The 21,577-nt window shown below is 34.9% G+C and carries 25 protein-coding genes; 10 read left to right on the top strand and 15 right to left on the bottom strand.

All coding sequences use genetic code 11. The features are described from left to right. Nucleotide 1: 1 nt before the first annotated feature. The 7 genes from PHQ93_RS03880 to surE form a co-directional block, all read right to left on the bottom strand. Nucleotides 2-733, bottom strand: coding sequence for a metallophosphoesterase (locus tag PHQ93_RS03880; protein ID WP_299941071.1), 732 nt, complete (start codon nucleotides 731-733; stop codon nucleotides 2-4). Continuing rightward, a complete protein-coding gene (argC, locus tag PHQ93_RS03885) occupies nucleotides 723-1,727 on the bottom strand; it encodes an N-acetyl-gamma-glutamyl-phosphate reductase (protein WP_299941075.1) in 1,005 nt (334 codons plus the stop codon). The genes PHQ93_RS03880 and argC overlap by 11 nt, the downstream gene beginning before the upstream one ends. Further along, the gene (gene greA, locus PHQ93_RS03890) at nucleotides 1,714-2,211 is read right to left on the bottom strand and encodes a transcription elongation factor GreA (protein WP_299941078.1); all 498 of its coding nucleotides are present in this window, start codon (nucleotides 2,209-2,211) and stop codon (nucleotides 1,714-1,716) included. Before greA ends, argC begins: the two co-directional genes overlap by 14 nt. 118 nt (nucleotides 2,212-2,329) lie before the next feature. After that, nucleotides 2,330-2,581, bottom strand: coding sequence for a thiamine biosynthesis protein ThiF (locus PHQ93_RS03895; RefSeq protein ID WP_299941081.1), 252 nt, complete (start codon nucleotides 2,579-2,581; stop codon nucleotides 2,330-2,332). Beyond that, nucleotides 2,565-2,945 carry a hypothetical protein gene (locus PHQ93_RS03900; RefSeq protein ID WP_299941084.1) on the bottom strand — a complete coding sequence of 127 codons (381 nt, stop codon included), beginning with the start codon at nucleotides 2,943-2,945 and terminating at the stop codon, nucleotides 2,565-2,567. Before PHQ93_RS03900 ends, PHQ93_RS03895 begins: the two co-directional genes overlap by 17 nt. 9 nt (nucleotides 2,946-2,954) lie before the next feature. Then, nucleotides 2,955-3,593, bottom strand: a complete 639-nt coding sequence (locus PHQ93_RS03905) for a ThiF family adenylyltransferase (RefSeq protein ID WP_299941086.1) — start codon at nucleotides 3,591-3,593, stop codon at nucleotides 2,955-2,957. After that, nucleotides 3,590-4,393 carry a 5'/3'-nucleotidase SurE gene (gene surE, locus PHQ93_RS03910; protein WP_299941088.1) on the bottom strand — a complete coding sequence of 268 codons (804 nt, stop codon included), beginning with the start codon at nucleotides 4,391-4,393 and terminating at the stop codon, nucleotides 3,590-3,592. The genes PHQ93_RS03905 and surE overlap by 4 nt, the downstream gene beginning before the upstream one ends. A 148-nt stretch (nucleotides 4,394-4,541) precedes the next feature. On the opposite strand from surE, the gene rho reads away from it, so the two are divergent. The 7 genes from rho to PHQ93_RS03945 are packed head-to-tail and all read left to right on the top strand — an operon-like array spanning nucleotide 4,542 to nucleotide 12,974. Beyond that, nucleotides 4,542-5,894: a transcription termination factor Rho gene (gene rho, locus PHQ93_RS03915; RefSeq protein WP_299941090.1), complete on the top strand. Its 1,353-nt coding sequence runs from the start codon at nucleotides 4,542-4,544 to the stop codon at nucleotides 5,892-5,894. A 3-nt stretch (nucleotides 5,895-5,897) separates the two neighbouring features. Next, nucleotides 5,898-6,641, top strand: coding sequence for a glutamate racemase (gene murI / locus PHQ93_RS03920; protein ID WP_299941093.1), 744 nt, complete (start codon nucleotides 5,898-5,900; stop codon nucleotides 6,639-6,641). Between the two features lie 16 nt (nucleotides 6,642-6,657). Beyond that, the gene (locus tag PHQ93_RS03925) at nucleotides 6,658-7,647 is read left to right on the top strand and encodes a hypothetical protein (RefSeq protein ID WP_299941095.1); all 990 of its coding nucleotides are present in this window, start codon (nucleotides 6,658-6,660) and stop codon (nucleotides 7,645-7,647) included. Continuing rightward, the gene (locus PHQ93_RS03930) at nucleotides 7,647-8,060 is read left to right on the top strand and encodes a hypothetical protein (protein WP_299941097.1); all 414 of its coding nucleotides are present in this window, start codon (nucleotides 7,647-7,649) and stop codon (nucleotides 8,058-8,060) included. The genes PHQ93_RS03925 and PHQ93_RS03930 overlap by 1 nt, the downstream gene beginning before the upstream one ends. Next, nucleotides 8,060-9,115: an HD domain-containing phosphohydrolase gene (locus PHQ93_RS03935; protein WP_299941100.1), complete on the top strand. Its 1,056-nt coding sequence runs from the start codon at nucleotides 8,060-8,062 to the stop codon at nucleotides 9,113-9,115. Before PHQ93_RS03930 ends, PHQ93_RS03935 begins: the two co-directional genes overlap by 1 nt. Then, entirely contained in the window at nucleotides 9,108-11,162 is a 2,055-nt protein-coding gene (locus tag PHQ93_RS03940) for an ATP-binding protein (protein WP_299941103.1), read from the top strand. Before PHQ93_RS03935 ends, PHQ93_RS03940 begins: the two co-directional genes overlap by 8 nt. 51 nt (nucleotides 11,163-11,213) lie before the next feature. Next, nucleotides 11,214-12,974 carry a GGDEF domain-containing protein gene (locus tag PHQ93_RS03945; protein ID WP_299941105.1) on the top strand — a complete coding sequence of 587 codons (1,761 nt, stop codon included), beginning with the start codon at nucleotides 11,214-11,216 and terminating at the stop codon, nucleotides 12,972-12,974. Between the two features lie 20 nt (nucleotides 12,975-12,994). Here the strand turns inward: PHQ93_RS03945 and PHQ93_RS03950 are convergent, their stop codons facing one another. After that, nucleotides 12,995-14,191, bottom strand: coding sequence for an AAA family ATPase (locus PHQ93_RS03950; RefSeq protein ID WP_299941107.1), 1,197 nt, complete (start codon nucleotides 14,189-14,191; stop codon nucleotides 12,995-12,997). 230 nt (nucleotides 14,192-14,421) lie between these two features. Between PHQ93_RS03950 and PHQ93_RS03955 the strand changes: the two genes are divergently transcribed. Beyond that, nucleotides 14,422-14,682 carry a type II toxin-antitoxin system HicB family antitoxin gene (locus PHQ93_RS03955; protein ID WP_299941109.1) on the top strand — a complete coding sequence of 87 codons (261 nt, stop codon included), beginning with the start codon at nucleotides 14,422-14,424 and terminating at the stop codon, nucleotides 14,680-14,682. A gap of 126 nt (nucleotides 14,683-14,808) precedes the next feature. Here the strand turns inward: PHQ93_RS03955 and PHQ93_RS03960 are convergent, their stop codons facing one another. Next, nucleotides 14,809-14,898, bottom strand: coding sequence for a type II toxin-antitoxin system YafQ family toxin (locus tag PHQ93_RS03960; protein ID WP_299941455.1), 90 nt, complete (start codon nucleotides 14,896-14,898; stop codon nucleotides 14,809-14,811). Between the two features lie 142 nt (nucleotides 14,899-15,040). Here PHQ93_RS03960 and PHQ93_RS03965 point away from each other — a divergent pair, with 142 nt between their 5' ends. Then, nucleotides 15,041-16,750, top strand: coding sequence for a DNA polymerase III subunit gamma/tau (locus PHQ93_RS03965; RefSeq protein ID WP_299941112.1), 1,710 nt, complete (start codon nucleotides 15,041-15,043; stop codon nucleotides 16,748-16,750). On the opposite strand, the gene PHQ93_RS03970 is transcribed toward PHQ93_RS03965, so the two are convergent. After that, complete coding sequence (locus PHQ93_RS03970) at nucleotides 16,747-18,141, bottom strand: ATP-binding protein (protein ID WP_299941114.1); 1,395 nt, start codon at nucleotides 18,139-18,141, stop codon at nucleotides 16,747-16,749. The two genes, PHQ93_RS03965 and PHQ93_RS03970, sit on opposite strands and share 4 nt — an antisense overlap. Then, a complete protein-coding gene (locus tag PHQ93_RS03975) occupies nucleotides 18,135-18,809 on the bottom strand; it encodes a response regulator transcription factor (protein WP_299941117.1) in 675 nt (224 codons plus the stop codon). The genes PHQ93_RS03970 and PHQ93_RS03975 overlap by 7 nt, the downstream gene beginning before the upstream one ends. Nucleotides 18,810-18,920: 111 nt before the next feature. On the opposite strand from PHQ93_RS03975, the gene PHQ93_RS03980 reads away from it, so the two are divergent. Next, a complete protein-coding gene (locus tag PHQ93_RS03980) occupies nucleotides 18,921-19,379 on the top strand; it encodes a hypothetical protein (RefSeq protein WP_299941120.1) in 459 nt (152 codons plus the stop codon). On the opposite strand, the gene PHQ93_RS03985 is transcribed toward PHQ93_RS03980, so the two are convergent. The 4 genes from PHQ93_RS03985 to PHQ93_RS04000 form a co-directional block, all read right to left on the bottom strand. Beyond that, nucleotides 19,376-20,185 carry a TIGR00282 family metallophosphoesterase gene (locus PHQ93_RS03985; RefSeq protein WP_299941123.1) on the bottom strand — a complete coding sequence of 270 codons (810 nt, stop codon included), beginning with the start codon at nucleotides 20,183-20,185 and terminating at the stop codon, nucleotides 19,376-19,378. The genes PHQ93_RS03980 and PHQ93_RS03985 overlap by 4 nt on opposite strands. A gap of 102 nt (nucleotides 20,186-20,287) precedes the next feature. After that, nucleotides 20,288-20,563, bottom strand: a complete 276-nt coding sequence (locus PHQ93_RS03990; protein WP_299941126.1) for a type II toxin-antitoxin system YafQ family toxin — start codon at nucleotides 20,561-20,563, stop codon at nucleotides 20,288-20,290. Further along, the gene (locus PHQ93_RS03995) at nucleotides 20,547-20,810 is read right to left on the bottom strand and encodes a type II toxin-antitoxin system prevent-host-death family antitoxin (protein ID WP_299941131.1); all 264 of its coding nucleotides are present in this window, start codon (nucleotides 20,808-20,810) and stop codon (nucleotides 20,547-20,549) included. Before PHQ93_RS03995 ends, PHQ93_RS03990 begins: the two co-directional genes overlap by 17 nt. Before the next feature lie 75 nt (nucleotides 20,811-20,885). After that, nucleotides 20,886-21,557: a uracil-DNA glycosylase gene (locus PHQ93_RS04000; RefSeq protein ID WP_299941134.1), complete on the bottom strand. Its 672-nt coding sequence runs from the start codon at nucleotides 21,555-21,557 to the stop codon at nucleotides 20,886-20,888. Nucleotides 21,558-21,577 lie beyond the last annotated feature (20 nt).

Raw genomic sequence — 21,577 nt, forward strand, 5'->3', positions numbered from 1 at the left:
TTTAAATCCCTTTTGAGAAAATTTTCTCTTCTAAAAACTCTATATCTTGTGTTGATTTTACAATAAAGTATCTTTGATTGCAAGCAAAAGCACCTAAATTAAAATATCTGAAATATTTTAATTTTATAGTTTTGTTTTGATGAAAATGTCCTTCAACAAAGTAGTCACATTTATATTTTTCGTCCAATCTCTTTGACATAAATTTTTCTAATCCTACAAACTCTTTGCAATCATCTTTTTTATCCAAATACAAATCCAGGCGTTTTAAGATGGAGTGTCCGCTCAAAGAGTCGATAACCTTTAAAATAGACAAAACAAAATGATTTCTAATCAATAATGAATAAATTTTATACCCTAAATCGCTCTCTATATCGCCATGCGCCAACAGAACCGTTTTATCTTCATATCTACATATAACGGGCTGAGAGGAGATAGGAAAAATCTTTACATGCGGAAATATATTTTTTAAATTAAAGTCGTGATTTCCCTCTAAATAGATAACTTCTACGATTAAAGATATCTCATTTAAAAGTTTAATTGCCTCTTGATTTTTTTTGTGGGTGTAAGTGATTTCTCCAAAGAGAGCATCAAAGATATCTCCCATCAAAATAAGCTGTGACGGATTTAATTCTTTGAGTGCAATACTCTTTAAAAACTCTAAAAACTTCGGACGATTATGTGAGTAGTGTGCATCTGCTACAACAAATGCACCGTTTTTTATCTCATGGGACATAAGCTATGTTCGGTACACCTAAATCTTCATCAAAACCCATCATCAAGTTTGCATTGGCAACCGCTGCGGATGATGCGCCTCTCATAAGATTGTCTATCGCACTTGAGATAAATAGCATATTCGCTTTTCGTTTTACATAGATGTCGCAAAAATTAGTTCCTGCTACACTCTTCATATCAACCGGATTTTTGCTAACTCTTACATGCTTAGCATCTTTGTAAAACTCTTCAAGCACGGCATATGCATCAAAATCACCCTCTACTTGAATGTAGATAGAGCTTAACATTCCTCTTGTTAGAGGGCATAAATGCGGAACAAAATGAACCTCATCAAAATCAACTCCAAGCTTATGTGCAATCTCAGGCGCGTGTCTATGCATAAGCGGATTGTATGCGAAAAGATTATCATTTACATTTACAAAGTGCGTTACATCGCTAAGTTTTTTACCTGCACCGCTTACGCCGGTTTTTGAGTCGATTATTATCGGCGTATGTTTTACTCTTTTGCTCATAAACGGCAGAACTCCCAAAACCGCAGAGGTCGGAAAACATCCCGGATTTGCAACAAGTTTTGCACTTTTTAACTCTTTTTCAAATAGTTCAGGCAAGCCGTAAACCGCATGTTCTAAGTTTTTCGTATCGGTATGAGGGCAGTAAAACTCTTCATAAATATCTTGAGGCAGTCTATAATCAGCCGAGAGGTCAACAACTCTCAAACCTTTTTCGATAAGCGGTTTGACATAAGCCATAGCCGTTTGATGCGGAAGTGCTAAAAAAACAAGTTCACAACTTGCGGCACACTCATCAAACTCTGCTTTTTTAACCTCTAAATCACAAACTTTATTTAAAGATGGATGAAGCTTGCCAAGAGTCGTATTGCCGTCCGTATTTGCAACATAAGAGAGATTAAATTTTGGATGATTTATAAGAATTTTTACAAGTTCAAGCCCGGTATATCCGCTTGCACCTATAACACCGACATTAATGACACTCAAATACTATCTCCTGATATCTTATCTCAATTACTTCAAACTCTTTTGTTCCGTTTGGAAGCTGTACTTTTATCTCGTCACCCTCTTCTCTTCCTAAAAGCTGTTTTGCCAAAGGGGAGTTAAATGATATAAGTCCCATATCAGGATTAGATTCGCATCCACCTACAATTGTATAAGTCGACTCTTTATCCGTAGCTAAATCTACCATGACAACAGTTGAACCAAAGCTCACTCTTGAATGTTCAAGTTCACTTGGATTTACTATTTTAGAAGAGCCGATAAGCTCGGCAAGTTCAGCCAATCTTATATCTATAAGTTTTTGATTCTCTTTTGCAGCATGATATTCGGCATTCTCTTTTAAGTCACCGTATCCCAATGCTTCTTCTATATCTTTTACGATTTGCGGTCTTCTAACTTCTCTTAAATACTTCACTTCAGCTTGGAGTTTGTTATACCCAAAGAGTGTCATCGGCTCGATTTTTTCCATAAATTATTCTCTTCTTTTAATTTTTCTACAATTATATCAAATTAACTTTTTATTTTATCGGCAAGTTTTGGTTAAAGATAGTCATAATTTCAATCCTATCTTCAAAAGATTTTTATTTTTACTTTTTTTGCATCTTAGACAAATCAAACTCTATCTTCTCATCTTCACACTCTATTGTTATGACGCACTTGCTTTTGCTAACCTTCTTTGCTTTTTTTATGTTTTGCGCAAGTGTAATATTCTCTTTTGAGATTGGGTCGTGGGCGTATAGTGTTTCTTTTTTTACAAAAAAAAGCCTTCCGCCTCCGCATCCGTCACCGACTATTCCTTCGCAAATAAGCTCATCATTGATATCAAAACCATGAATCATCTAAGCACTCCTCTTTGGCTTTATTTATAAACTTGTTAAAATCAGAACTGTTTTTATCTACCGTTTTGTACTCTTCGTAAGTGTATTCTTTAAAAATCTTATCATCTACACATTCGCATAATGAGGCATTGCTATCGTTTTTGCAGGTAGAAATCATCTCTGATTTTTGGTTTTCGTCCCATCCGATATAGCTGTTGTAGTATGGGTATAAAGTCCACACTGCAAAGAGTACGGTTAGAACTATATTTACTATATATTCTCTTTTTTTAGTTTCAATATATTTCTTTATATCGTAAGAGATAAGTATGAGAAAAATTATCTCTAAAGTTATATTAAACCAATCACTCTTTAAAAAATCAAACAATTTTTCCCTTTATTTTGAGACTATTTTTTTAACGGCTTCGCTGCACATAACAAGTCCAAAAGTAGCCGTAACGCCGATAAAGCTCCCTTTATCTTTTACTTTTGCTTCTTCTGCACTAAATATAACTTTGTATTTTTTATTGAAGCCTCTTTTTTTTAGCTCATAACGGATTTTGGAGCCGAATTTATCGCCGTAGCTTTTCCATACATCGCCCACTTGGACTTTTGTAGGGTCAAGCCTTTTTGCGCTCCCTAGCGATGAAATCAGTTTTTTATGACATTTTTGAGCAAGAGCGAGTTTTGCTTTAATGTCATCAATCGCATCAAGAACCAAATCATACTCGTCAAAATCAAAATCCCATACCCACTGCTCGTCTATTTTTGCATTTATTGTCTCTATATGCGGATAATGTTTTTTGAGCGATTCAACTTTTATCTCACCCTCGTGCAACTCCGACCACATCTGACGGTTTTGATTTGAGAGGTCATAAGTGTCAAAATCTACTATTGTTATATTTGCCACGCCACTTCGACTTAGACAGTCAAGGCAATGTCCGCCGACTCCGCCGACTCCTAAAAGTAAAACTTTTGCATTTTGAAGCTTGGAAAAATCATCCCCCAAAAGAGATTTTATGCGTTCGTATTTCACTTTTGCTCTATCCACTCTTTGAGACTATTCATACTTTTATATGCGCTCATATCAAGCTGAATAGGCGTTATAGATATATCTCCACCCGCAATAGCTTCATAATCGCTTATACCCTCATTGCCTCTGCGCGCCGCAAAATTTAGCGGATGAAGCCCCAGCCAGTAGTACTCCTCGCCTCTGGGATTTCTGTGCAGATGCGAATCATTTGCATACATTCTATATCCTGCATAAGTTATGAGCATTTTTGGATCTTTTACATCAATAGCCGGAGGAATGTTCACATTTAAAAACTCTCGCTCAGGAAGAGGAAAAGAGCCGTTTTTTATTTTTAAAACCAACTTTTTAATCGTCTCTTGCGCTAAAGTAAAATCACCTTGCGGGTCTGAAAAATCCATTACTTGCGAGATGGCAATTGAGGGAATATTGTGCAAAACTCCTTCCATCGCTCCTGCTGCAGTTCCCGAGTATGTAATATCTTCGCCCATATTTGAACCGCGGTTTATTCCGCTGATTAAGAGGTCTGGTTTAAAATCTACAAATATCGTACTGAGAGCAAGATATACGCAGTCACTCGGTGTTCCGTCGTCTAGTTTAAAAAAGTTATCCTCAATTCCTATAAAGCGAAGCGGTCTAATGAGAGTGAGCGAGTGTCCGCAAGCCGATTTCTCGTTTGCCGGAGCCACGACGATTACCTCGACATCATCCAACTCTTTAAGCGCTTTAATTAAACAAAGCAAACCGTTTGCTTCATATCCGTCATCATTTGTTACTAAAATTTTGTATTTATTATTATTTTTCATAAGCCGCATTTTAACACACTTGACATTACAACTTCTATTAGTGTAAAATTACGCTATCAAAATGTATGAAACATATCTTACACTTTCCCGATGCACGACAGAAAAATACCCACAGTGCAAAATCTCAAAATATTAAGGTAGCTATCTTATGAGCGAAATAGATTCACAACAGCCTCGCAAAAACAGTAACAATAACAACAAAACAACCAATGCAAAGACAAGAACGCACAAACCCGTAAAAGGTGCCAGTGTTGAAGACCTACGCGTTAAAAGCATAGAAGAGCTGACGGCTATGGCTGTTGAGTTAAATATTGAGCAGCCAAATGAGCTAAAGCGACAAGACCTTATCTTTGAAATCTTAAAAGCTCAAACGGAGCAAGGCGGTTTCATCCTCTTTAGCGGTATTTTAGAGATTATGCAAGACGGTTACGGTTTTATCCGTTCAATCGATAAGAGTTTTGACGAGAGCATCAACGACGCTTATGTTTCAAACACCCAAATCAAACGCTTTGCTCTTCGTAACGGGGATGTCGTAACGGGGCAAGTCCGTCCTCCAAAAGAGCAAGAGAGATACTATGCGCTTATCAAGATAGAAGCCGTAAACTCGCTTCCGCCTGAAGAGAGTAAGAAAAGACCTCTTTTTGAAAACCTAACTCCGCTCTATGCAACTGATCAGATAAAACTTGAGTATAGAGAAAAAGGACTTACAGGTCGTATGATGGACTTGTTTGCTCCTATCGGAAAAGGTCAGCGCGGACTTATCGTCGCACCTCCAAGAAGCGGTAAAACGGAACTTTTAAAAGAGATTGCTCACGGTATCACGCACAATCACCCAGAGATAGATTTGATGGTTTTACTTGTTGATGAGAGACCCGAAGAGGTAACTGATATGGAGAGAAGCGTCAAAGGTGAAGTTTACAGCTCAACTTTTGATATGCCTGCAAAAAACCATGTAAAAGTTGCCGAAATGGTAATAGAAAAAGCAAAAAGAAGAGTCGAACTTGGCAAAGATGTCGTCATACTTCTTGACTCTATCACTCGTCTTGCCCGTGCTTACAACACCGTAACACCTTCAAGCGGTAAAGTTTTATCAGGCGGTGTGGATGCAAATGCTCTACATAAACCAAAGAGATTCTTCGGAGCTGCAAGAAATATAGAAAACGGCGGAAGTTTGACCATCATCGCAACGGCTCTTGTGGATACGGGAAGCAGAATGGATGAAGTTATCTTTGAAGAGTTCAAAGGTACGGGTAACTCAGAAGTTATTCTTGATAGAAAAATCGCAGATAGAAGAATTTTCCCTGCTATCGACATCCTTAAATCAGGAACGAGAAAAGATGAACTTCTTGTGGGTCCTGATGTACTGCAAAAAGTATTTATTCTTCGTCAGATGATTCACAAACAAGATGATGAAGTCGAAGCGCTTAAATTTGTCTACACGACTATGGGTAAAAAACCGACTAATGCAGAATTTTTAGAAAGCATGAATCCAAACCAATAAACTATGAAAGTAGGTGTATTTGATAGCGGAATCGGCGGACTAACGGTTGTAAAATCACTTTTAGAAAACAAACTCTTTGAAGAGATTGTCTACTTTGGCGATACCGCACGAGTACCTTACGGCATAAAAGACAAATCAACTATCATTCGTTACGCTATTGAAGCTGTCGAGTTTTTCAAAAACTTTGAACTTGATCTTATCATTGTTGCATGCAATACAGTCAGCGCACATGCTCTTAGCGAGATGAGAGAAGTTTCACCCTGCCCCGTAATAGGAGTTGTTGAAGCCGGTATCTTAGCAACGGCAAATGCGCTCAAAGATAAAAACTCAAATATTCTAATCCTTGGAACAAAAGCGACCGTCAACTCTAAAGCCTACGAGATAGGTTTAAAAGCCGAAGGCTTTACAAATTTAGAAGCAAAAGCGACGGGTCTTTTTGTCCCTATCGTCGAAGAGGAGATTTATGAGGGTGAAATTTTAGATGCCGCTTTTAAACACTACTTTAAGAGTATTACAAAACCTGATGCCGTTATACTCGGCTGTACGCACTTTCCGCTAATTACAAATGCACTAAAAAACTATTTCAGCAAAGACACCGTATTTATACACTCCGGCGATGCCATTGTCGAGCAACTTCAAAAGAGTTTTTGTTTTGACACAAGATACCAAACAACAAAACTGGAATTTTTTGCCTCAGAAAATCCGGAATCTCTAAAAGCTATAGCTAAAAAGTGGTTAAATCTATAAACTAGGAAGATTATACATGCGTAGTCTTATTTTGCTATTTACTTTTTTATTGACACTATATGCCGAAGATGAGTATCAATTAGGTAAAGGGGCGCAGGTAGGCTCTTTGCCTCTTTATATCGGCGGCTATTTTTCACTTGACTACAAACATGAAGATGATATAGATAGATACCGAATTGATGATATAGCTATTTTAGGTTACGGTGATTATAAAAATTTCTCTTACTTGGCTGAGTTTGAGTTTAAAGAGATGTATGTTCAAACATACAAAAACAATATAAAAAATACGACGCATAACAACAAATTATATGCAGAGAGGTTGTATGTAGACTATAATTTTAATGAAAACTATATGTTTAGAGTCGGTAAATATAACTCATCTATTGGTTTTTGGAACCTACTGCCGGTAAATGTCTTACGCGAAACAACATCAAACCCAATGAGTACAAACATACTTTTCCCTAAATTTACAACCGGTTTAAATGCTTCTTATCTTTACTACGGCAATGGCGAAATAAAAGTAGATGTTATGCTGCAGCACAATAATGACCTTAGCTATGAATACAATAATTACAAAATTGATAAACATTATGCTTTTGGCATATCTTACGAGATGGATAACTATACTTTTAAACTAAACAGCGGCTACTTTTATAATCTTAATGACTCTGTTCTCTACCATGACCTCTACTATATGTTAGCATCTGCTAAATATGAATCTAGCAAGTATCAGGTTTTAGCTGAAGTGGGTTCTCAAAAATCCAAAAATAATTACACTACCGACTATGCGGGGTATGTTCAGGGCTTATATAGATTTACAGAACAACATCTTGGAATTATAAGAGTTGAGTCATATGATGACAGTGTCAAAAAAATTGCTGATGATATGCTAATTTTGGGATATACATATAGACCTCTGCGCCCCATTGCCATCAAATCTGAATATCAGTTTCATTCGGATAGTACATTTAATCAACTTTTACTCTCTTTTTCAATGCTATTTTAATGAAAACAGTTATAAAAATCTCACTTGTTATACTGTTTTTTTCCACACTGCTGTTTGCTGATAATTATGTTGTAATATCAGGCAGTAAAATGAAAGATTTGTCACATTCACAGATTAAAGCGATATTTTTAAAAAAAATAACAGTTATTGACAATATAAACATCGTACCCATAAACCTAGAAGCAAGAGATTCAACAAGAGAAAAATTTGAAAATAAAGTATTGGAAATGGATTTTGAGAGATTGAAATCATATTGGATGAACCAACATTATCTTGGAAAAAGACCACCGATTAGTATGCAATCGAGTGATAGCGTTAAAGCTTTTGTAAAAAATGTTGAAGGTGCCGTAGGATATATTAACGCTAGCAATCTTGATGAGAGTGTAAAAGTTTTATATAAATGGAGCGAATAATGGAGTGTGTACTTTTATGCGACGATGAGTTGATGAATAGAAAAGTAGCTTCTAAGATATTAACAAAAGAGGGGTTTAGTGTTGTAGAAGCCGAAAATGGCAAAGAAGCCATAGAAATTTTAAACACCCAAAGAGTTGATTTGATTTTAATGGACTTAATGATGCCCGTTATGAACGGATATGAAGCTACAAGCATTATAAAGAGTGATGATAGATTCTCAGCCATTCCACTTATCATTATTTCAGCACTCTCAGATAAAGAAGCTATCACCAAAGGGCTAAAACTCGGTGCAAATGAGTATTTGACAAAGCCTTATGACATAATTGAATTTGGACTTAGAGTTAAAAATGCTATTAAACTCGGAGCTTATCAAAACATGCTTAAAGACCACAAAAAAATCTTGGAATCAGAAGTCTCTAAAAAAACAAAAGAGTTGCAAGAAGCACTCGCTGAAGTGCAAAAAAGTGAACAAGACATCATATCAATTTTAGCTAAAACTGCTGAGTACAGAGATAATGAAACCTCAGCGCACACTCTTAGAGTCGGTGAAATGGCAGCACTAATCGCTAAAAAATTTGCATGGAGCGATGATGATGTTGAACTTATGAGATTAGCATCTCCTATGCATGATATCGGAAAAGTCGGTATTGCAGACAATATACTTTTAAAACCCTCTAAACTCGATGATGAAGAATTTGAAGTAATGAAACAGCACTCACATATCGGTTACTCGATACTCTCTCAAAAAAAGACACCTCTTTTAAAACTTGCGGCAGAGATAGCCCATACTCATCATGAAAAATATAATGGCAAAGGCTATCCAAATGCTCTTATCGGCGATGATATACCACTTAGCGGTGCCATCGTAGCGGTTGTTGATGTTTTTGATGCACTACTGAGTGAAAGACCTTATAAAAAGGCTTTTACACTTGAAAAAACTATTGAAATTTTAAAAAATGATTCAGGTTCGCATTTTCATCCAAAAGTAGTTGAGCTATTTATGGATAGCTTAGATGAAATTTTAGCCATAAGAACAAGACTTCAAGATGTTTGATTTTTTTAAAAAATCATTACGCTACAAACTTCTATCTACATTTATAGGGATTGGATTTTTACCATTTCTTACACTTTTAATATATACACTTTTTTTAAGTGAAACAAAAATAGTAAACAAGACTATTACTGAACATTTTGATAGAACAAAAGTTGTTGTAAACTTAATTGACAATCATTTAAATAGCTTAACTAAAGAGGTTAAATTTCTAAGCTCTCTTGATTTGATGGATGACCTTTTGGCTGAAGATATAGATAAAAGAATTTCAAGACTTTTAACTCAAAGATATGATGATTTGAATTTAGATATTACTTTTATGGCTGTTGCTCTTGATTCTACAATAGTCGCCTCATCAAATAAAGATAATTTACTCATAAAATATAGCATGAATGAGCTAAATGTAAAAAACTACGGAACATATATAAAAGATAACTATTTATACATCTATTCACAAATCACCGCATCATTCGATAAGACAAAAAAGCTGGGGTTTTTAGTTTTAAAATATAATTTAAAAAACTTAGATTCATATCTAACACATAATGACACCATACACTCATATATAATAGATCCAAAAAGTAGTTTTATCATAGGTGAAAACATCCCTATAGAGATAAATTTCAACAACAAGACAAACAATATTATAGATAATAAGTATGTTGTTGTTTATGAAAAATTATCATCTATTTTAAATAATCGCTATATTGTATACGCGGTAGATAAAAGTGTTGCATTTGAATTTTTATATGACTTTATCAGTTTTATGCTCTATATCTCATTTGTTATTTTTATACTGATTATCTATGTATCCATAAAACAATCAAAAGAGATTGTAAAGCCTATTGAAGAGCTGACAAATATAACCGACAACATAACAAAAACACATAACTACTCTGCACAATTAGAGGTAAAATCACAAGATGAGATAGCTACTCTTACGCACTCTTTTAATGATATGCTTAAAACCACCTCTTTTGCACTGCAAACGCTAGAAGAAGAGAACAAGTTGAGACTAAAAAGGTTTACTCAGCTAATCGAAGTCTTCAATACTATCATTCAGACAAAAAGTGAAGATGAGTGTATAGATGTCTCAATGCAGGAGATAAAAAAGTTAACAAATAAAGATGATTTATATTTTCAAAAAAATCAAAATATAGCTACCGACAAAGAGTGTACAAATCTTTATGTTACAGACTTTGAGAATGATGAGAAAATATATTTTGGTTCTATTGAATTAGGCGTAGAGAGCTTTGAAGATAAAAATGAACAAGATTTTTACAACTCAATTGCTTCAATGATAACTCTACAGCTTGATAAAATTAGACTAATCCAGAGAACCACCTCGGCATCAAAAGCAAAGTCCGCATTTATCTCCAACATGTCACATGAACTTAGAACCCCGCTAAATGCCATTATAGGTTTTGCACAATATATGATTGAGTATGAAGAGCTAAATGAGGATCAAAAAGATACAGTTATAAACATTGAATCATCTGCACAATACCTGCTAAGTATGATAAATGAAATTTTAGACATAGCTAAAATTGAGGCCGGCAAGATGGAAGCGCATATTGAAAATGTAAACATTTTAGCGGTACTTCAAAGTTGTTACAATATGCTTTCTCCTTTGGCTAAAGATAAAAATATCAAATTTGATTTAATTTTCAATAATTTTGATAATAAAATTTATAAAACAGACCCTAAAATGTTTAAACAAATTGTTGTAAATCTTATCTCTAATGCTATAAAATTTACAGGTGAGGGAAACATATCACTAGAACTCTATAATGATGAAGAAAATTTATATGTCAGTGTAAAAGATAGCGGTATAGGGATATCTAAAGATGATATGAAACATCTATTTAACGACTTTACTCAACTCGAAAATGTTATGCAAAAGAGTCATAAAGGAACAGGTTTAGGTTTATCGCTAAGTAAAAAAATGGCAAAAATTCTAGGTGGAGATGTCACGCTTGAGAGCCAAGGCATAGGACACGGCACTCTATGTATTTTTTCACTACACATGCCTAAACAAAAAAGTATCTAAACGCTAAATCATTGTAATCTTCTTGAAACAATTCGGCACTAAAATTGTGCCATGAAAAGTAATTTACCAAAAAAATGGATACAAAACCTAAGAGTTTTAGATGTTGCGTTTCAACCAATCTTAAACATTCACACCGGAAAGATTTTTGCAGTTGAAGCACTTCTAAGAAACTATGAAGAGGTGGGATTTAGCTCTATCTTTGAACTTTTTGACGAAGTATACAAAGACAATCTGCTCTACTCTTTTGATTTAAAACTGCGAAAAAAAGCTTTAAAAAAATTCATAACTATTGAGGGTTATGAAAATATTAAACTCTTTTACAATCTTGACAACAGACTTCTTGAGATGCCCGACTTCTCAAACGGAAATACAAACAAACTTTTAAAACGCTACAATGTAGATAGAAACAGCGTCTGTTTTGAGATTTCAGAGAGATACGAAGTGTCAAACAACTCTAACATGCAAGAGATTCTCAACCACTATAAAGATGAAAAATTTTGCATAGCGATTGATGATTTTGGAGTCGGTTACTCAGGCTATAAACTTCTCTATGAGTGCAAACCAAATGTCATAAAAATAGATAGATTTTTTCTAAGCGGCATACAAAACGATATCAAAAAAAAGATTATGACAAGAAGCATAACCCACTTAGCCATTCAACTCGGCATCAAAGTAATAGCCGAGGGTGTTGAGAGCAAAGAGGAACTTTTGGCTTGTAGAGATATCGGCTGTCATTTTATTCAGGGTTATCTGGTTCAAAAACCGACTACAAAAACGGCAGAAATTTTAACCGAATATCCGCATATCTTAGATATTTTAAACATTGAAAAAAGAGTTATAAACAGCAACTATCAAATAGAGACATATTTAGATAAAAAAGCTCCTATTTGTGTTGATACCGATATGAATCTGGTTCTTGAGTATTTCCGAAAAAATCCACAGACAGATTTAATTCCCGTAGTAAATTCAGACAACGAACCTCTTGGCATCTTGTATGAGAGCAAAATAAAAGAATTTGTATATTCACCTTACGGCAGATCTCTAATCATAAACAACGGTACAAAAAATTCAAAACTCAAAAATCTCATACTTCCTTGCGGCATTACGGAGATAAACTGCAATATATCAACCATAATAGAGCTTTTTTCAAACAACCCTGAATCTAGCGGAATCATAATGACTAACAACTCGAAATATTACGGTTTTTTATCCGTCAGAGCCATCATATCCATCATAAATGAGCAAAATCTACTATACGCAAGAGAGCAAAATCCGCTAACCAAACTCCCCGGAAACGCTATGATAGAGAGGTATCTCTCCGATGTTAGCCAAAACAAAAATTCCTATATTTTATGCTACTTTGATTTAGACAACTTTAAAGCGTTTAACGATGTATACGGATTTAGAAACGGGGATAGAGCCATTATACTTTTTGCGGATATTTTGAGAAAAAATTTGCCCCAAGAGTTTTTCAAAGCTCACATCGGCGGAGATGATTTTTTTGTCGGAGTAGAGTTAAATGAAGATAGCGAACTGGCATATATAAAAAATATATCCGATATCGTCTCAAAATTTAAAGATGACGCAAGAGAGCTATACTCCAAAGAGGACAAAGAAAACGGCTACATACTCTCAACGGATAGAGACGGCAACAAAAAAAAGTTCGCCCTCTTAACCACCAGCGCTTCGCTAGTCATCATCCTCAATACGACAAACAAAAGAAATATTGAAAATATCAATGAGATACTATCAATTCAAAAAAAAGTCGCAAAACAAGATAGCAATCATATCTCGATGAGTACGATACTATAAAATTTTTATAAAAAAGATTTTCAATACAAAAACCCAAACATCCAAAGGGGAATTTTATTTTTAAATCCCACCTCTATATCATCAGCTACTACAAAACTATTTGGCATATCTTTTATTTGCTCAAATGATTTATTTTTACCGCCTATTTCAAAAACATAAAAATCATCCACGACAAAATCACCTTTTTGAGCATATTTAACGGCATGATTTATTTTAAGTTGAGATACAAAAAAACTCTCTCTTAGGCTTCCGATATTTTGGCTTGAACACAAAATATTATAAAGATTTATATTTTCAAGATATATCTTATCGGGCTTGTTAAGAAGTTTTTTATGGGCAAAGTTTCCGCCTATAATTTCGATAAGATTTGCTTTTTTAAGATAGTAAAGATATGAATAAAGTGTATTTCTACTAACGCCTGCGCTTTGTGCTATATTTTGGATATTAAGCTCCATGGGAACACTGCTACAAAGTAAATGTAAAAGTTTTCTAATAGTACTTATCTTATCACTATCTACATTGTAAATAGTAGCTACTTCGCTATCAAGAATGATGTTGATTATCTCACTCAGTCTTAGTTTATACCCAATTTCACCTTCCGTAAAAAACGGATAAGTGCCAAACTCTTTATAAAGAGCAAAATACTCCAATGGCTTAAACTCTTTTGTAATTTTTGTAGCTATATCATAGTGGTTTTGCAAAATATCGGCAAGTGAGTATGTCGGCAGCTTCATATCAAACTTGATGGATAAAAACTCTCTAAAAGATAAAGAGTGCAACTCATAAAAAAGAACTCTTCTGCTCAAATCTACTTTGGAGTTTTCTATCTCTAGTGCGGATGAGCCTGAAAATATCACTTTTATATCCAAAAAATCATAGATAGTTTTAAGCTCATGGGCAAAATTATCAGCTTTGTGTATTTCATCAATGATAAGCAATTTTCCGCCATAAGCACTAAACTCTTTGGCTATATCGGTTAAACTATTTACTATGTTGTCAGCACTGATATAGAGCATCTTCGAAGAGGGCAAATCATAATTTTGGGCTAGTTGCCTTATGAGTGTAGTTTTTCCAACTCCTCTTTGTCCTAAAATTCCTATCATCTTTGATGCAAAATCTACTCTATTATAAAGATATCTTTTAAAAGCAGGTGTCGGTAGCGAGAAATAAAGATTTGAAAACTCATAAAGTTTTTCTAGTGATATAGTAGTTGACATACCATCCTCTTTTCAATCAATTGAAAATATTATAGCATAAAGTTTATAATGGGTTGATACTATTTGTTTTATTGAGAATATGCACCCAAAGAAATGCCATTTGGGTGCATACAACACTCATTTTTTTTATTTCATTATTCAAATCGACAAGTTTAAAATTTGTTATTAAAAAAGTAGCCCAAAGTGACGGCAGAGGGTGGTTTGCATATTATAAAGACATAAAAGGAGTAATGGGCGACGGTGAAACATCGGATGAAGCCTTAAACTCTGTTCAAGAAGCATTTAAAGCATATTTAACCGAGGCTATCGCAAATAAAGAGAATATTTTTGAACCGCATAGTCAAGAAAAATCACTTCGTATCAATATATCTATGCCTGAGCGAATTTTAAAAAAAATCGATGAATATATCGAACCGCTTCACATCTCAAGGTCTGCATTTATCCAAAAACTAGCCCTAAGAGAGATAAACGGCAATGCTATAAAGCAGTAGCTAGTCTACTGCATAAAGGGAATATTTTTACCTAGAGACAAAGTAAAATTTATAAAATAATTTCCTTTATGATGACCCGTATTTGAAAATCAGCTTGTCCCTATTATAAAGTTGCTTATGCAAAGTTTATTCAAAAAGTTGTGCGTGAGTGCCTATTCTTATGAGTTTTAGATAATTTTCCTCTATCGTATATATAACAAGCAAATCGCCGCTTATGTGAAATTTTCAACTTTAAATTATTATGATTATTTATACTACAAGAAATAATATTTAAAAACACTTAACTCGTAAAAAAATAATCATCAAATTTTAACCCTATAAATGCTAGAATTGCCGTAACTAAAAATGGAGAGTATGAGTGAGAGAGAGTTCAGAAGTTTTAGCACGAAAATATAGACCTAAAAGCTTTGACGAGCTTATCGGTCAAGAGAGTATCTCTCAAACTCTCTCGCTTGCACTTGACTCAAACAGGCTCTCTCATGCGTATCTATTTTCCGGACTTCGCGGAAGCGGTAAAACTTCTACAGCGCGCATCTTTGCAAAAGCTCTTATCTGTGAAAAGGGCTTAACGCACCAGCCGTGCCAAAGTTGCCAAAACTGTCTGCTCTCACTTGAAAATCGTCATATGGATATAGTGGAGATGGACGGTGCATCATCAAGAAAGATAGATGACATTAGAGATTTGATAGAGCAGACAAAGTATAGACCCACCACGGCTAGATTTAAGATTTTTATCATAGATGAAGTTCATATGCTTACAAAAGAGGCTTTTAATGCTCTTCTTAAAACTCTCGAAGAACCGCCCTCTTATGTGAAGTTTATACTCGCTACTACCGACCCTCTAAAACTTCCTGCTACTATTTTAAGCCGTACGCAGCACTTTAGATTTAAGTCAATCGCTACAAATAAAATAGTCGACCATTTGGCACACATCTTAAATCTTGAGGGAATCGGGTACGAATCCGAAGCACTAGACATCCTTGCAAGAAGCGGAGGCGGAAGCCTTAGAGACACGCTCACCCTGCTAGATCAAGCCATCATATACTCTAAAAACTATGTCGATGTTCGCACGGTTACAGATATGCTCGGACTTGTAGATCCAAAGTTTATAGGCGACTTGTTTAATGCCGTTTTTTCAAAAGATTATGCAACTCTCATCAAGCTTATAAAAGTACTAGAAGATTATGAAGCCGAGATGGTTGTAGATGAGCTTATAGCCTACTTAAAAGATAGAATGTACGCTGCAGATGCACTCTTTTCAACTTTAGTATTGGATAGATTTTTTAGAATTCTAAGCGATGCAAAATATCTATTTAGCATCAATGCCGAGGGCTCTTTTGTATTATCTCTTATATTTTTCAAAATGATAGAAGCTCTGCGCATAAAAGAGGTTGACCAGATGATAGAGTCTTTGCAAAAAGAGATTCATAGACCTGCTATCTCACATACCGCTCCTATCTCCAATGATAAAACAGAAACAAACTCCAATTTTACCCATTTGGAGTCTAGCATTTCTGAATTTTCAGATTACCCGAATGATGAGCAAAATATTCAAATGCAAGACGAAATAAATCCGCATACAAAAACATTTTTAGAGCTTGTTTCTAAAATCAAAGATAGAAATTTTGAACTGGGAAGCTGTTTTGAGAAGAGTATCTATTTCATCTCCTACGAGAACGCTACTCTAACTTGGGAGAGCTGTGCCGATGAAGAGTGTAAAAAAGTTCTTACACACGGTTACTCCGTCATAAAACAGTTTGTACGGGAGATATTCGGGTTTGAAACAAAAATCAAACATGAGCCATGCACAAAAGCAGTAGAAGAAAAAAAAAATGATATAAATCGGCATCAAAACCAAAACTTAGAAGAGCCGACGATGCCTTATACCGAGTCATCTTCTATGATAGAGGATGTTGAAGTAGGCTCAAGTGCCGGCTGTATAAATAGCTGTGATAACAACGACTCGGCAAAAGAGATAGACGGTGCAAAAATTTTAGACGAACCGATGGTGCAAAGGGCAACCGAGCTTTTTGAAGCAAAAAAAATGACTATTCAGTCAAAAATTTAACTCTTTAACATGCTCTTTATACTAAAGCTAAATGTCGAGCCTTTGCCAAACTCCGACTTTATCTCAAGCGAAGAGTCGAGCGCTTTTAAAATATACTTAACCATCGCCAAGCCAAGTCCCATAGAGTTATCCCAGCTATTTTTATCTACTCTGTAAAATTTGCTTGTAATTTTTTCTAAATGTTCATCTTTTATACCTATTCCGCTGTCTTTTACAGAAATTTTTTTCTCTTTAAACTCTATAATGACATTACCTCTTGAGTACTTAAGAGCATTGTCTACTAAGTTAATAAGTACCAATTCCAACATTGTTTTATCGCTAAAGAGCATCAGCTCATCCACTTGAACTACTATCTCTCTATCTTTATATTTTGATGCAAGATTTGATGCGACTTCACTGCATAGCTGTTTTAAATCAAACTTACTTTTATTGATTGTCAAATCGCCGTTTTCAAGCTTCACGGAAAGTGCGAGTCTATCTAGCATTTTTGATATTTTTTCACCGTTTGAACTGATTTTGCTTAAAAATTTGCTACGGATGCTTTGCGGCATATCACTATCTTCTTGAATAGTTTGTGCATACCCTATTATGGATGCTACGGGATTTTTAAACTCATGTGAAAGAGCAGATAAGATATCATTTCTCTGCTTGTTTACAAGCCTTAGTTTGGCCATATTTTTAATCTTTTTCTTCTCATTCTTACTCAATTTTTTTACCAGATTTTTTAAAAGCAGAGAGATTTGTAAAAACTCATAAAAATACTTTGTTTTTATAACGGCTTTATAATTTTTGTTTGACACCTCATCCAAATAGTTTGTGATTTGAGAGATATCATATACTATCCTCTGGCTCATGCTTCTGGATATAAAAGCGGCAATAATTAATATCACGAAAAACACAAAAAATAGTTTTGTCCATAATGAATAAAAATCATACATTATTTGTGCCAAGCTCATGGAGAGTCTTATATATATCTGCTCATTTTTATAAGTTACTCTTTTTGCTACATATAAAAAATCTGCTCCGACCGTATCGGAATACCTTGTTATATCCCCGTAATCTTGTACATTTGATTGCATAAGTTCAAATCTTGAAGAGTGGTTGTCCATCTCTTTTTTATCGGCACTCGACTCGGCTAAAACAGTTCCGTTTTCTGAGATAATAGTTACTCTAAGAGAGGTGCTTTTATGTACTTTTACTGCATAATCATCTAAATTTTCTATATTTTCTAAGTCTATCTTGATAAGCTCTATTGCATGCTTTAGATGATTTTTATTGTGTTCGATTATTATATTTTTTAAAGCTATATAACTAATAACGGATGTGATTAAAAGGGTAACACTAAAGAGCAGTACAAATTTGAGCATAAATATTTGATGTATTTTTAACACAGCTTATAACCTACACCGCGAACTGTTTGTATATACTCTTTTGTTTTGTCGGGATCTATCTTCTCTTTTAATCTATTTATCGCAACATTTACTGTTCTGTACTGGTACTCTTGTGAATCTTCCCAGACATTTTCTAGCAGGTAGTCACGGTCTAACACACTGTTTTTATTTAAAATAAACTCGCTTAAAAGATTAAACTCAAGTTTTGTAATATCTACATTTTCGCCCTCAACGCTAAGAGTTCTTGAATTTTTATCTAAAACTAAGTCTCTATGAATGAGAGTACCCTCTTCTATCTTTTTTGTGGTTCTGCGTAAAAGCGCTTTAACACGCAATATCAGCTCTTTCATATTAAAAGGTTTGGTTATATAGTCATCTCCGCCTCTTAAAAATCCCTCTTCAACCTCTGAATCAAGATTTTTTGCACTTAGATATATTACCGGTGTTGTAAACCCTTGCTTTCTCAGAGATTGAACAAACTCGCTTCCCTCAACACCGGGAAGATTTCTATCCATTATAAGCAGATCAACATCCTCTTCTATAAGCATCTGTTCTACTGTTTTAGTGTTTAAAAAACCCACAACCTCATAGCCCTCTTTTGAAAGGTTATACTCTAGTAATTCCAGTAAATCTTCTTCATCTTCTACTACCACGATTTTTATGTTCATAACGGTTCCAAGGCTCTTTTTTTATTATTGTATCTTAAAAATATTTCATTTTAATTACATTTAAAGTCTATTTTATTTATAATCAAAGCAAATAATTTTTAAAGAAGCGCCATGTTTGTATCATCTTTTAATACATATATAAGTACAAACAGCTCAAATAAGAGTGATAACTATAAAGATAGGGATTTTAAAAGTGATGCGGAATCTTTTAGTAGCGAACTCTCAAAATCTACTATTTTAAAGCCTTATATAAATAAAAATCTTCCGATTGATTATGTTTCAAACTATAAATCTTTTAACAATCAGCAAAAACTATATGAACAGCTGCAAAATCAAAATGGGGAAGAGCTTAAAAAATTAAACATTCTAAACAACGCAAAGGTCGCTTACGAAGAGAGCACAAAGATGTTTTCACTGCTAAAAAGACCAACCCTGACTTTGAGTCAAACACCTAAAATAGATGAGAAACTTCCTCGTGATGCTCAAGAAGCGAAAGAGAAAAGCCTGCGACACACAATGGTAAATACCTATCTGGCAAATGATAACTATTACCGTGTAACAGCTGCTTAATTCTCTATCCAAGCATCTGTTTTTAGCACAATTCCCTCATCAAATATCTTTAGCTTAAACGCACTCTCGCACTTTCCGTCCTTGAAATCCATAATCGCGATTTGAAGAATCTTTTTACACTTTTTAGGGATATCAAAATGCCCTTTTATGCCTGTTAAAAACTGTCTAAGCGGTGTAGCATTGTCCATCCCTATGACATTATCGCGACATCCTGTGAGTCCTATATCCGTTAGGTATGCAGTACCCTCGGCTATCTGAAAATCATCGGTTGAGACATGCGTATGAGTACCTATAATAGCACTTACGCTCCCTTGAAGCAGCATCATCATAGCTCGTTTTTCGCTTGTTGCTTCTGCATGAAAATCTATAAATATATTTTTTACGCCATCAGCGTGCAGAGCCTCAACCGTACTCTTTGCCGCTCTAAAAGCATTATCCGTGTATGGCATAGAGTAATGCCCCATAAGATTTAAAACTGCTAGTTTTTCTCCGGCTACTTCGTACACTTTGCAGCCTGTCCCTTTTACCCCATCCGGATAATTATGCGGTCTTAAAATCTCATGTGTATCAAAAAGCGCTTCAACATCTTTTTTATCCCATGTATGATTTCCGCCACTCATACAGTCCACGCCGTAGCCCACTATCTCGTTTGCATTTTTAGCCGTAAGCCCAAAACCGTGTGAAGCGTTTTCATAGTTTGCAACTACAAAGTCAATGGCGTGTTCTTGTCTAATTTTTTTGAGATGCACTTTTAGCATATCTCTGCCGTGACTTCCTACAATATCGCCTATAAATGCTATTCTCACTCTTATAATTCCTTTATGATTTTTTGCAAAAATAAAAACTAAGCGAACGATTCTGCAGCATAGCGAAGCCTTAGTGAGTGTGTTTTTATTTTTGCAAAAAGTCTAATACACTTCATCATGTGTTCCGATGTCGATAGGTATGATTTCATTCTCTTTGATAATAAATTCTATCACCATTCTATAACTTAAATCTATTGAGACGGAGTGATACTCACTTAGCTGCCCTTGAAGTTTGTGAAGCCTTAGAGATGGGTGGAAAGGATTATCTGCAAGCAACGACATGCTTTTTGTAAACTTAGAGTAGAGATTTGGATGTTTTTTTAAAAATTTAATAACTTTTTTATCAAAATTATCCGTAATGCTAATTTTGTATCGCATGTTCTAGCTCTTTAAAGTACGCTTCCAAATCCTCTCTTGTACTCAAAACCTCATACCTTCCCTCTTTTATATCATTCATAGCATCCTGATACGCTCTATCAAGCTCCAACGCTCTAAGCTCTCTGTACCTCTCTATATCTACAACTACAAACTTATTTTTCCCTCTGACATTGATAATAATCTCCTCTGCTTTTTCAAGAAGCGAAGCAAACAGAGAAACTCCTTTTGTCTTTACCTCATTTGCCATAATAACCATGATAGTACTCCAAATAGTATGATTGAGAGTATTATATAAAAACTTTTATTAATACTATGTAAAACTTCAAAGACACCATTCGATTGGCTTCAGTCCCCTCTCTCTTAAAAACTCATTTGTTTTTGAAAAAGGCTTTGAACCGAAAAACCCCCTATATGAGGAAAGGGGTGAGGGATGGGGCGACTTTAATATAAGATGTTTTTTTGCATCAATGAGCGAAGCTTTTGCACCTGCCGGACTTCCCCATAGTATAAAAACTAAATTCTCTTTTTGCTCACTAAGCAGTCTGATAACAGAATCCGTAAATATCTCCCAACCCCTGCTTTTATGTGAATTTGCCTCACTCGCTCTTACCGTTAAAACGGTATTTAGCAAAAACACCCCCTCTTTTGCCCAGCTTATCAAATTTCCGCTCTTTGGCATAGTACAACCAATATCATCACGAAGCTCTTTAAAAATATTTTGAAGCGACGGCGGAAATGGCACTCCGTCATTTACCGAAAATGCAAGTCCGTGTGCTTGATTTGCCCCATGATACGGGTCTTGTCCTAAAATCACAACCTTTACATTCCCAAAAGGAGTATTGTTAAATGCAGCAAAAATATTTGAACCATGAGGATATATGTTATGTTTTTGTTTCTCCTCAACCAAAAACTCTTTTAACTCGTTAAAATACGGTTTTTGGAACTCATCAAAAAGAACTTCTCTCCAACTGCTCTCTATCTTAGGGTCTATCATTTTTTCTCCATTATAACTTC

The sequence above is a fragment of the Sulfurimonas sp. genome, from assembly GCF_028714975.1.
GTDB lineage: Bacteria > Campylobacterota > Campylobacteria > Campylobacterales > Sulfurimonadaceae > Sulfurimonas.

What these genes read in the sequence shown, in the direction of transcription:
- PHQ93_RS03880 (WP_299941071.1), bottom strand. Translation starts at nt 733, where the DNA reads ATGTCCCATGAGATAAAAAACGGTGCATTTGTTGTAGCAGATGCACAC.
- greA (WP_299941078.1), bottom strand. Translation starts at nt 2,211, where the DNA reads ATGGAAAAAATCGAGCCGATGACACTCTTTGGGTATAACAAACTCCAA.
- PHQ93_RS03895 (WP_299941081.1), bottom strand. Translation starts at nt 2,581, where the DNA reads ATGATTCATGGTTTTGATATCAATGATGAGCTTATTTGCGAAGGAATA.
- surE (WP_299941088.1), bottom strand. Translation starts at nt 4,393, where the DNA reads ATGAAAAATAATAATAAATACAAAATTTTAGTAACAAATGATGACGGA.
- rho (WP_299941090.1), top strand. Translation starts at nt 4,542, where the DNA reads ATGAGCGAAATAGATTCACAACAGCCTCGCAAAAACAGTAACAATAAC.
- murI (WP_299941093.1), top strand. Translation starts at nt 5,898, where the DNA reads ATGAAAGTAGGTGTATTTGATAGCGGAATCGGCGGACTAACGGTTGTA.
- PHQ93_RS03925 (WP_299941095.1), top strand. Translation starts at nt 6,658, where the DNA reads ATGCGTAGTCTTATTTTGCTATTTACTTTTTTATTGACACTATATGCC.
- PHQ93_RS03930 (WP_299941097.1), top strand. Translation starts at nt 7,647, where the DNA reads ATGAAAACAGTTATAAAAATCTCACTTGTTATACTGTTTTTTTCCACA.
- PHQ93_RS03935 (WP_299941100.1), top strand. Translation starts at nt 8,060, where the DNA reads ATGGAGTGTGTACTTTTATGCGACGATGAGTTGATGAATAGAAAAGTA.
- PHQ93_RS03940 (WP_299941103.1), top strand. Translation starts at nt 9,108, where the DNA reads ATGTTTGATTTTTTTAAAAAATCATTACGCTACAAACTTCTATCTACA.
- PHQ93_RS03945 (WP_299941105.1), top strand. Translation starts at nt 11,214, where the DNA reads ATGAAAAGTAATTTACCAAAAAAATGGATACAAAACCTAAGAGTTTTA.
- PHQ93_RS03950 (WP_299941107.1), bottom strand. Translation starts at nt 14,191, where the DNA reads ATGTCAACTACTATATCACTAGAAAAACTTTATGAGTTTTCAAATCTT.
- PHQ93_RS03955 (WP_299941109.1), top strand. Translation starts at nt 14,422, where the DNA reads ATGGGCGACGGTGAAACATCGGATGAAGCCTTAAACTCTGTTCAAGAA.
- PHQ93_RS03975 (WP_299941117.1), bottom strand. Translation starts at nt 18,809, where the DNA reads ATGAACATAAAAATCGTGGTAGTAGAAGATGAAGAAGATTTACTGGAA.
- PHQ93_RS03980 (WP_299941120.1), top strand. Translation starts at nt 18,921, where the DNA reads ATGTTTGTATCATCTTTTAATACATATATAAGTACAAACAGCTCAAAT.
- PHQ93_RS03990 (WP_299941126.1), bottom strand. Translation starts at nt 20,563, where the DNA reads ATGCGATACAAAATTAGCATTACGGATAATTTTGATAAAAAAGTTATT.
- PHQ93_RS03995 (WP_299941131.1), bottom strand. Translation starts at nt 20,810, where the DNA reads ATGGCAAATGAGGTAAAGACAAAAGGAGTTTCTCTGTTTGCTTCGCTT.
- PHQ93_RS04000 (WP_299941134.1), bottom strand. Translation starts at nt 21,557, where the DNA reads ATGATAGACCCTAAGATAGAGAGCAGTTGGAGAGAAGTTCTTTTTGAT.